1 protein-coding gene is annotated in these 948 nt (G+C 69.6%); it reads right to left on the reverse strand.

What is annotated here, in order from left to right; translation table 11 throughout:
* Window positions 1-948: crotonyl-CoA carboxylase/reductase (gene ccrA / locus SZN_RS37205; RefSeq protein WP_007506563.1), on the reverse strand; the 948-nt coding region annotated here is incomplete at both ends.

A 948-nucleotide genomic window follows, 5' to 3' on the forward strand; every position in this document is an offset into this window, starting at 1 on the left:
GCCGACCTTGCCCTGGTGGAGGTTGCGGTGCACGTCGTGGGCGGCCTGGCCGGTCTCCTCCAGGGAGTAGACCTTCGACAGGGTGGGGTGGATCCTGCCCTTGGCGATGAGGCGGTTGGCCTCCCACGCCTCGCGGTAGTTGGCGAAGTGCGAGCCGATGATCCGCTTCAGGGACATCCACAGGTAGCGGTTGTCGTACTCGTGCATGTAGCCCGAGGTCGAGGCGCAGGTGGTGATCGTGCCGCCCTTGCGGGTGACGAAGACCGAGGCGCCGAAGGTCTCGCGGCCGGGGTGCTCGAAGACGATGTCGATGTCCTCGCCGCCGGTGAACTCGCGGATGCGCTTGCCGAAGCGCTTCCACTCCCGGGGGTCCTGGGTCTGCTCGTCCTTCCAGAAGCGGTAGCCCTCGGCGCTGCGGTCGATGACGGCCTCGGCGCCCATCGACCGGCAGATCGCGGCCTTCTCGGGGCTGGAGACCACACAGACCGGGTTGGCGCCGCCGGCCAGCGCGAACTGCGTGGCGTAGGAGCCGAGTCCGCCGCTCGCGCCCCAGATCAGCACGTTGTCGCCCTGCTTCATGCCCGCGCCGTTGCGCGAGACGAGCTGGCGGTAGGCGGTGGAGTTGACCAGGCCGGGGGCGGCGGCCTCCTCCCAGCTGAGATGGCCGGGCTTGGGCATCAGCTGGTTGGACTTGACGAGGGCGATCTCGGCGAGGCCGCCGAAGTTCGTCTCGAAGCCCCAGATGCGCTGCTCGGGGTCGAGCATCGTGTCGTTGTGGCCGTCCGAGGACTCCAGCTCGACCGACAGGCAGTGCGCGACGACCTCGTCACCCGGGTTCCAGGCGTTGACCCCCGGGCCGGTGCGCAGGACGACACCCGCGAGGTCGGAGCCGATGACGTGGTACGGCAGGTCGTGGCGCCTGGCCAGGTCGCTGGTGCGGCCGTAGCG

This window comes from Streptomyces zinciresistens K42 (assembly GCF_000225525.1).
In the GTDB taxonomy this organism is placed as follows: domain Bacteria; phylum Actinomycetota; class Actinomycetes; order Streptomycetales; family Streptomycetaceae; genus Streptomyces; species Streptomyces zinciresistens.